Genomic DNA, 7,229 nt, shown 5'->3' with positions numbered 1-7,229 from the left:
CATATCAGGCCATGATTTCAGGTGTGAGAGCCATGAAATGTATCACAGTTGACTCACTCCTTTTAATACCCCGCCGATTGCACTTAATATGTTAATTCAGCGTTAGTCTCAGTAAACGCATTTTCATATTGATTCCAAAATAAAAGCAGCGATAATTAATGTTGATTCAACTGCTTATTAAATAGGCTGACTAACTATGGAAATTCGGGTATTTCGGCAAGACGACTTTGAAGCCGTTATCACACTTTGGGAACGTTGTGATTTGATTAATTCTGGTGATGATCCAGAAATAGATATTGAGCGTAAACTTACCCATGACGCTGATTTATTTCTGGTTGCTGAAGTGGCGGGGGAAGTGGTTGGTACGGTGATGGGCGGTTATGATGGGCATCGGGGGTATGCTTATTATCTGGGGGTTCATCCCAGGGCGAGAGCGCGAACGTTTTTTGACCTTAATTTGTATGCAACATAATCAATTATAGGGTGAATATCACTCAATTCGGTCTTGTTAAAGTATCAACCAGTATTTTATTTGCACGGATCGTTCAAAAAGCAGGCTTTCATGCTCTCGCCCTGGGGTTCATCCTGAATTCAGAGGCAGGGGAATAGCCAATGCCTTAATCTCTCGTCTGGAAAAAAAATTATTAGCCAGAGGTTGTCCCTGTATTTTGATCACGGTTCCAGAAGAAAATGATGCAACAATCTGTATGTGTGAAAAAATGGAATATGATTATTTGGGTCAAGAAAATGTGATGTTTAGCAAGCGATTGATTATTGATTAAATGGGTTGCTATATACTCGTCGTACTGCAAGATGCATTTATTATCTCCCCGTGCGACGGGGAGATAATACGCTACTTTCGTCTTGCGAGCTGCAACTTGAAGTTGGTAGGGAAGATAAGTGATGAAATGGTTGAGCAGCGTTATGCTATTTAGCTATTATCTTCTTCTATTGCTTTTTTGATGAAGTATAAATGGAATGCGACCATCCTCTCAGGTATTTGTTTTTTATAACCAAGAGATCTTTTGACATCGCAGGTTTCCTATTGTCAATGTAAAGAATAACTTTAATATCTCCATTCTCATCCTTAAATAGATAATAATGCTCAGGTATGGAGGATGTGGACTTTCCTTTTAATGCAGTCCAGCTATAAGGCTGCTGATAATCGACATAACATTGATAAGGAATATTCATCATTATTTTTTCTCCTGAGTTATATTATTTAGCCAATTGAGAAATAATAAAGATAAAATTGGCAGGAAGATAACGAATAAAAATATGTAATGCTATTTGATCATACAGTTTATTTTATAAATAAATGTGCAATACTTAATAAATAACCTCTTGTAACCATAACTTTGATGTTTCTGTTGATGAATGGTTTGTATATTCACAATTGCATTGAATGTTTTTTTGAAAGTGCGGTCTGATAGGTATCAAGTGACCACCCCATAGCGCCAAAGGTAAGAAAACAGTGATGGATAAATTTTTTGCATTTAATTTCAGTTTCAGACAGAAGAGGCTTATGGCAGCCAGCAGCTTGGTAGGATGCTCACTCTTGTTGACGGCCTGTGCCGGAACATTACGTGCATCATGGCCTGCGTTATCTGGCTGGTTTGGCAATCCTTTGAGCGTTTCTGAACAGGGTATAGGCGAAATTAATCAACAGACGGATATGACTCAATCCGCGATCGAAAAGGGGTTGGAGGGAAAATATCGTCTGCGTAGTGGCATGGAAATGCAAAATGGCAAGTTAGTGAGTGTCATTCAGGGCATGGAAGATGGGCAGGTGAAACTGGAATTTCATGGTCTGGTCAAGGGTAAGGTTAATCGTATTGATGTGCTGGACGACGGGGTTAAAACCGTTTGGGGTACGAAAATAGGCACACCATTCTCTGATCTCTATAATCAGGCATTTGGCAAATGTCAGCGCACTCAGGATGTCACGGTGCAGCCTGCCGTCATTTGCACGGCACCACAAAGCCAGCATGTTAGTTATGTCTTTACCGGCACTTGGGATGGCCCTGAAGGATTAATCCCTTCCGATGATGTTTTGAAGGGCTGGAAGATTTCGCGTATCGTTTGGAAATCATGATAAAAATCTGAAAAGTCGTCTTATGTAAAGTAAAGCATCTTTTTATAGCCACTTAATATCTTTTGCACCTTATCGCGTTTCATCATTTCTCATAAAAATTCGGTATATAAAACAGACGTTAGTAACCTACCTTGTTATAACGATTCTGGATACAGTAGAGAAGTTGTTGTCAAATCGTGTGATAAGCAAGGTATTGGATGAAAATAGTGGCAATAAAAAATAAATTATTAAGCGGGATGACTGGCCTATTGTTTTTTGCCGGTCTCAACGCTTATAGCTCTGGTGCCTGGGCTGTTGAGTTGCTGAATAGTTCTTACGATATTGGACGAGAATTATTCTTGAACTTGAATCCGGAATTTGAAAAACAATGGAATAAACAGCACCCGCAGAATAAATTGACCCTCAAACAATCCCATGCCGGCTCATCGAAACAAGCATTGGCGATTTTGCATGGATTGCGAGCGGATGTGGTCACTTATAACCAAGTTACGGATATTCAGATCTTACACGATCGCGGCAATCTCATTCCCGCCAACTGGCAGCAGCGTTTGCCAAATAATAGTTCTCCATACTATTCCACCATGGCTTTTCTGGTACGCAAAGGTAATCCCAAGCATATCCAGACTTGGGATGATTTGGTGAGAAATGACGTGAAGTTGATTTTTCCCAACCCAAAAACTTCAGGCAATGGGCGTTATACCTATTTGGCGGCATGGGGAGCTTTTCAGCAACAAAATCCGCATGACCCCGCCAAGGTTCGCCAACAGATGCTGCGTTTGTTACAGAACGTAGAGGTGTTTGATACCGGAGGCCGTGGGGCAACCACGTCCTTTATTGAGCGGGGTATGGGGGATGTACTGATTAGCTTTGAATCTGAGGTCAATAACATTCGTAAGCAGTATGGTGAAGATAATTACCAACTCATTGTGCCAGCGGTGAATATTCTGGCTGAATTCCCTGTGACTTGGGTGGATAAAAATGTTCAGAAAAATGGTACTGAAGCCGCCGCCAAAGCGTATTTAAATTATTTGTATAGTCCGGCTGGCCAGCAAATTATCGCCCGTTTTAATTATCGTGTGATTGATCAAGATGTTATGAACGCACAACAATCCCGTTTTCCTGCCACTAAGCTATTTCGCCTTGAAGAACAATTCGGTAGTTGGCCTCAAGTGATGGAAACTCACTTCAACACGGGTGGCACGCTTGAACAATTATTATTAGAAGGGCGTAAATAATGTGGGGAGCCAGTAAACGTGTCTTGCCCGGATTTGGGCTGAGTTTGGGCTGTAGCCTGTTTTATGTCTGCCTTATCCTGTTGCTGCCGTTAAGTGCTTTGGTCGTGCAGCTTTCCAGCATGACATGGGAACAATATTGGCAGGTCATCGTCAATCCGCAGGTGGTTGCTGCTTATAAAGTGACATTACTGGCTGCAATGATTGCCAGTTTGTTCAATATGGTTTTTGGGATGTTGATGGCTTGGATATTAACGCGCTATCAATTTCCGGGACGCAGTTTACTCGATGGCTTGATGGATCTGCCCTTTGCGTTACCGACAGCCGTTGCCGGTTTAACACTGGCGACCCTCTTTTCTGCAACCGGGTGGTATGGTGTCTGGTTTGGCAATTTTGATATCAAAGTCGCCAATACTTGGCTGGGTATTGCGGTCGCAATGGCATTTACCAGCCTGCCTTTTGTTGTCCGCACTGTGCAGCCGGTTCTTGAAGAATTAGGCCCTGAATATGAAGAAGCCGCCCAGACATTAGGCGCGAGCCGTTGGCAAACTTTTCGACGGGTGATTTTACCCGAAGTGTCGCCTGCATTAATTGCCGGAACGGTGCTCTCTTTTACCCGCAGTTTGGGGGAATTTGGTGCGGTGATTTTTATCGCAGGCAATATTGCCTGGCAAACTGAAGTTGCCTCCCTGATGATCTTTGTCCGCTTGCAAGAATTTGATTATCCGGCGGCCAGTGCGATTGCATCAGTCATTCTCGCTGCGTCGTTATTATTGCTATTTAGCGTCAACATCGTGCAAAGCCGCTTTGGTAAACGGATAGGGGGACATTGATGACTGAATTTTCCGTATCCACCGTGGCGCAACGTCCTGCCGTAAAACGTCCCTCCATCAATTGGGGGAAAGGGCTATTGATTGGCGCAGGTATCCTTTTTTCGGTTCTGTTATTGGTCATACCGATAGCATGGATTTTCCTGACTGCCTTTTCCAAAGGCATCGACATGGTTGCCCAAAACCTTGTCGATCCCGATATGCTGCATGCCATCTGGCTGACCGTGCTGATTGCGCTGATTACCGTCCCCCTCAATTTGGTCTTTGGCGTCATGACGGCGTGGCTGGTAACACGTTTCCAATTCCCCGGACGGCAATTATTACTGACATTAATTGATATTCCGTTTGCCATTTCGCCGGTCGTGGCCGGGTTACTTTATCTTCTGTTTTATGGTGCCAATGGTGGGTTAGGCAGTTGGCTGGGGGATTATGACATTCAATTGATGTTTTCATGGACTGGCATGGTATTAGTGACGGTATTTGTGACCTGTCCGTTTGTGGTGCGTGAATTGGTGCCGGTGATGTTGAGTCAGGGCAATCAAGAAGATGAAGCAGCCATATTGTTGGGAGCATCTGGCTGGAAGATGTTCTGGCGCGTGACGTTGCCAAATATTCGTTGGGCATTGTTATATGGTGTTGTTTTGACCAATGCACGGGCGATTGGGGAATTTGGTGCCGTGTCGGTGGTATCGGGGGCCATTCGCGGTGAAACCTATACGCTGCCTTTGCAGGTTGAGTTGTTATACCAAGATTACAACACGGTTGGCGCATTTACGGCAGCGGCCTTATTGGCGGTGATGGCGATTATTACCCTGATTGTCAAAAGTGCATTGCAATGGCGTTTAAGCCGCCAGCAAGGGGGGTGAGGAGCGGGATATGAGTATTGAAATCAATAAAATCAGTAAATCTTTTGGCCGATCTCAGATACTGAATGAAATTTCACTGGATATTGAATCGGGTGAGATGGTCGCCCTGCTTGGTCCATCCGGTTCTGGCAAGACGACATTGTTGAGGATCATTGCGGGGCTTGAGCAGCAGAGTGCAGGTCAATTGCAATTTCACGGACAGGATGTCAGCCGGCGACATGCAAAAGATCGGCATGTTGGGTTTGTCTTCCAGCACTATGCCTTATTTCGCCATATGACGGTATTTGATAATGTGGCGTTTGGCCTGACAGTGCTTCCCCGTCGTCAGCGTCCTAATGCTGAGAGATTGCACCGCCAAGTCATGACTTTGCTGGAGATGGTGCAGCTCTCCCATTTGGCAGAACGTTATCCTTCACAGCTTTCTGGTGGACAAAAACAGCGTGTGGCATTAGCCAGGGCGTTGGCCGTTGAACCGCAGATCCTGTTGCTGGATGAGCCGTTCGGCGCGTTGGATGCGCAGGTAAGAATGGAATTACGTCGCTGGTTGCGTCAGCTTCATGAAGAGTTGAAGTTTACCAGCGTATTTGTCACCCATGATCAGGAAGAGGCGATGGAAGTGGCTGACAGAGTGGTGCTGATGAATCAGGGGCGCATTGAACAGGTCGGCACGCCTCAGCAAGTGTGGCATGAACCGGAGAGCCGCTTTGTCCTTGAGTTTATGGGCGAAATCAACAAACTGAATGGTGAAATTAGAGGTTCCCATCTCTGGATTGGCGGGACAATTTTCCCATTGAATATCACACCGCTGCATCAAGGAAAGGTTGATGTCTTTTTCCGTCCTTGGGATATGGCGCTCAGTGCCAAACAAACAACGGCCTGCCCTTTGCCGGTGCAAGTCGTGGAGGTGAGCCCGCGCGGTCATTTTTTCCTGTTATCTGTTCAGCCGATAGGCTGGGGGAATGAATACCTGTCCGTGATTTGGCAGGATGCCTCATCTATTCCGGTGAGGGGAAATCGTTATTTTATTGGTGGCACAGGGGCTCGCTTATATGCGGGGGATTTGCCATTAAAAGTTCTGCGGCTTGCTGAATCCGCCTGATTTTATTCATCTTTATATTGAATCCCTATTCCCCGTCCGGCGAGGGAGTAGGGATTTTTTGCTTAATGTCTTGCTACAGTTTCTTTAATATGATTATTTCTTTATCCATTCTTATACAAATTGGGTAATGCTGTGGCAAGTTTGGAAGAATTTATCGGTAATACACCGCTGGTAAAATTACAACGAATGACAGAAAACGTTGATGCTGAAATTTGGGTGAAGCTGGAAGGCAATAACCCGGCGGGTTCCGTGAAAGATAGGGCGGCGTTTTCGATGATCCAGCAAGCGGAATTGCGCGGAGAAATTGCGCCGGGTGATATTCTGATTGAGGCAACGAGTGGCAATACTGGTATTGCACTGGCGATGATCGCGGCGGTAAAAGGATATCGCTTAAAATTATTAATGCCTGAAAACATGAGCCTTGAGCGACAGGCATCTATGCGGGCTTATGGTGCTGAATTAATTTTGGTCAGTAAAGCGTTGGGAATGGAAGGTGCGCGGGATTTGGCGCAAGAAATGGCGAAAAATGGCGAAGGAAAAGTTCTGGATCAATTTAATAATACGGATAATTCACTGGCCCATTTCAATACTACTGGCCCGGAAATCTGGCAGCAAACAGCAGGGCGGATTACTCACTTTGTTTCCAGCATGGGAACAACAGGCACAATTACCGGGGTGAGCCGCTATCTGAAATCTCAGTCAGACAAAGTGCAGGTGACCGGATTGCAACCTGCGGAAAATAGCCATATCCCCGGTATTCGTCGCTGGTCTCCGGCCTATATGCCTGGCATTTATCAGAAAGCGTTGGTGGATCAGATCTTGGATATCAGCCAAACGGAAGCGGAAACGACAATGCGTTTATTGGCGCAGAAGGAAGGTATTTTCTGTGGCGTCAGTTCTGGCGGGGCAGTTTCCGGGGCATTGCGTATTGCAGCCGAAAATCCGGGAGCCGTTGTTGTTGCGATTATTTGTGATCGTGGCGACCGGTATTTGTCCACCGGGGTTTTTAATTAACGCACCTTTTGTCTGCCTTATTCGAATAATTGAGCGCTGTTGATTTATCCATAAAAAATCGCCCTGTTTTATCAGACATTTTACCTTTCAGCC

General features: G+C 45.1%; 7 protein-coding genes and 2 pseudogenes. 8 read left to right on the top strand and 1 reads right to left on the bottom strand.

Annotated elements, in window-relative coordinates; genetic code table 11:
* Positions 1 to 196: 196 nt before the first annotated feature.
* A pseudogene (locus tag PSI17_RS11140) lies at positions 197 to 439 on the top strand (GNAT family acetyltransferase); the annotation flags it as partial.
* A 136-nt stretch (positions 440 to 575) separates the two neighbouring features.
* Positions 576 to 782, top strand: a pseudogene (locus PSI17_RS11135) (GNAT family N-acetyltransferase); the annotation flags it as partial.
* 166 nt (positions 783 to 948) lie between these two features.
* Here the strand turns inward: PSI17_RS11135 and PSI17_RS11130 are convergent.
* Positions 949 to 1,197 (bottom strand): hypothetical protein, encoded by a 249-nt coding sequence (locus PSI17_RS11130; RefSeq protein ID WP_273552052.1) that lies wholly within the window; start codon positions 1,195 to 1,197, stop codon positions 949 to 951.
* Positions 1,198 to 1,525: 328 nt separating this feature from the next.
* On the opposite strand from PSI17_RS11130, the gene PSI17_RS11125 reads away from it, so the two are divergent.
* The 6 genes from PSI17_RS11125 to cysM all read left to right on the top strand — a co-directional run bounded on the left by PSI17_RS11125 (position 1,526) and on the right by cysM (position 7,136).
* The gene (locus PSI17_RS11125; RefSeq protein WP_273552051.1) at positions 1,526 to 2,095 is read left to right on the top strand and encodes an RpoE-regulated lipoprotein; all 570 of its coding nucleotides are present in this window, start codon (positions 1,526 to 1,528) and stop codon (positions 2,093 to 2,095) included.
* Between the two features lie 236 nt (positions 2,096 to 2,331).
* The gene (cysP, locus tag PSI17_RS11120; RefSeq protein ID WP_273552054.1) at positions 2,332 to 3,330 is read left to right on the top strand and encodes a thiosulfate ABC transporter substrate-binding protein CysP; all 999 of its coding nucleotides are present in this window, start codon (positions 2,332 to 2,334) and stop codon (positions 3,328 to 3,330) included.
* Complete coding sequence (gene cysT, locus PSI17_RS11115; RefSeq protein ID WP_273552050.1) at positions 3,330 to 4,160, top strand: sulfate/thiosulfate ABC transporter permease CysT; 831 nt, start codon at positions 3,330 to 3,332, stop codon at positions 4,158 to 4,160. Before cysP ends, cysT begins: the two co-directional genes overlap by 1 nt.
* On the top strand, positions 4,160 to 5,023 hold the full coding sequence (gene cysW, locus PSI17_RS11110) for a sulfate/thiosulfate ABC transporter permease CysW (RefSeq protein ID WP_273552049.1): 864 nt from the start codon (positions 4,160 to 4,162) through the stop codon (positions 5,021 to 5,023). The genes cysT and cysW overlap by 1 nt, the downstream gene beginning before the upstream one ends.
* A gap of 10 nt (positions 5,024 to 5,033) precedes the next feature.
* Positions 5,034 to 6,122, top strand: a complete 1,089-nt coding sequence (gene cysA / locus PSI17_RS11105) for a sulfate/thiosulfate ABC transporter ATP-binding protein CysA (RefSeq protein ID WP_273552048.1) — start codon at positions 5,034 to 5,036, stop codon at positions 6,120 to 6,122.
* Between the two features lie 132 nt (positions 6,123 to 6,254).
* Positions 6,255 to 7,136: a cysteine synthase CysM gene (cysM, locus tag PSI17_RS11100; protein WP_273552047.1), complete on the top strand. Its 882-nt coding sequence runs from the start codon at positions 6,255 to 6,257 to the stop codon at positions 7,134 to 7,136.
* Positions 7,137 to 7,229 lie beyond the last annotated feature (93 nt).

Source organism: Xenorhabdus sp. IM139775, from assembly GCF_028598745.1.
In the GTDB taxonomy this organism is placed as follows: domain Bacteria; phylum Pseudomonadota; class Gammaproteobacteria; order Enterobacterales; family Enterobacteriaceae; genus Xenorhabdus.
This window is presented reverse-complemented; position numbering and strand designations above follow the sequence as displayed.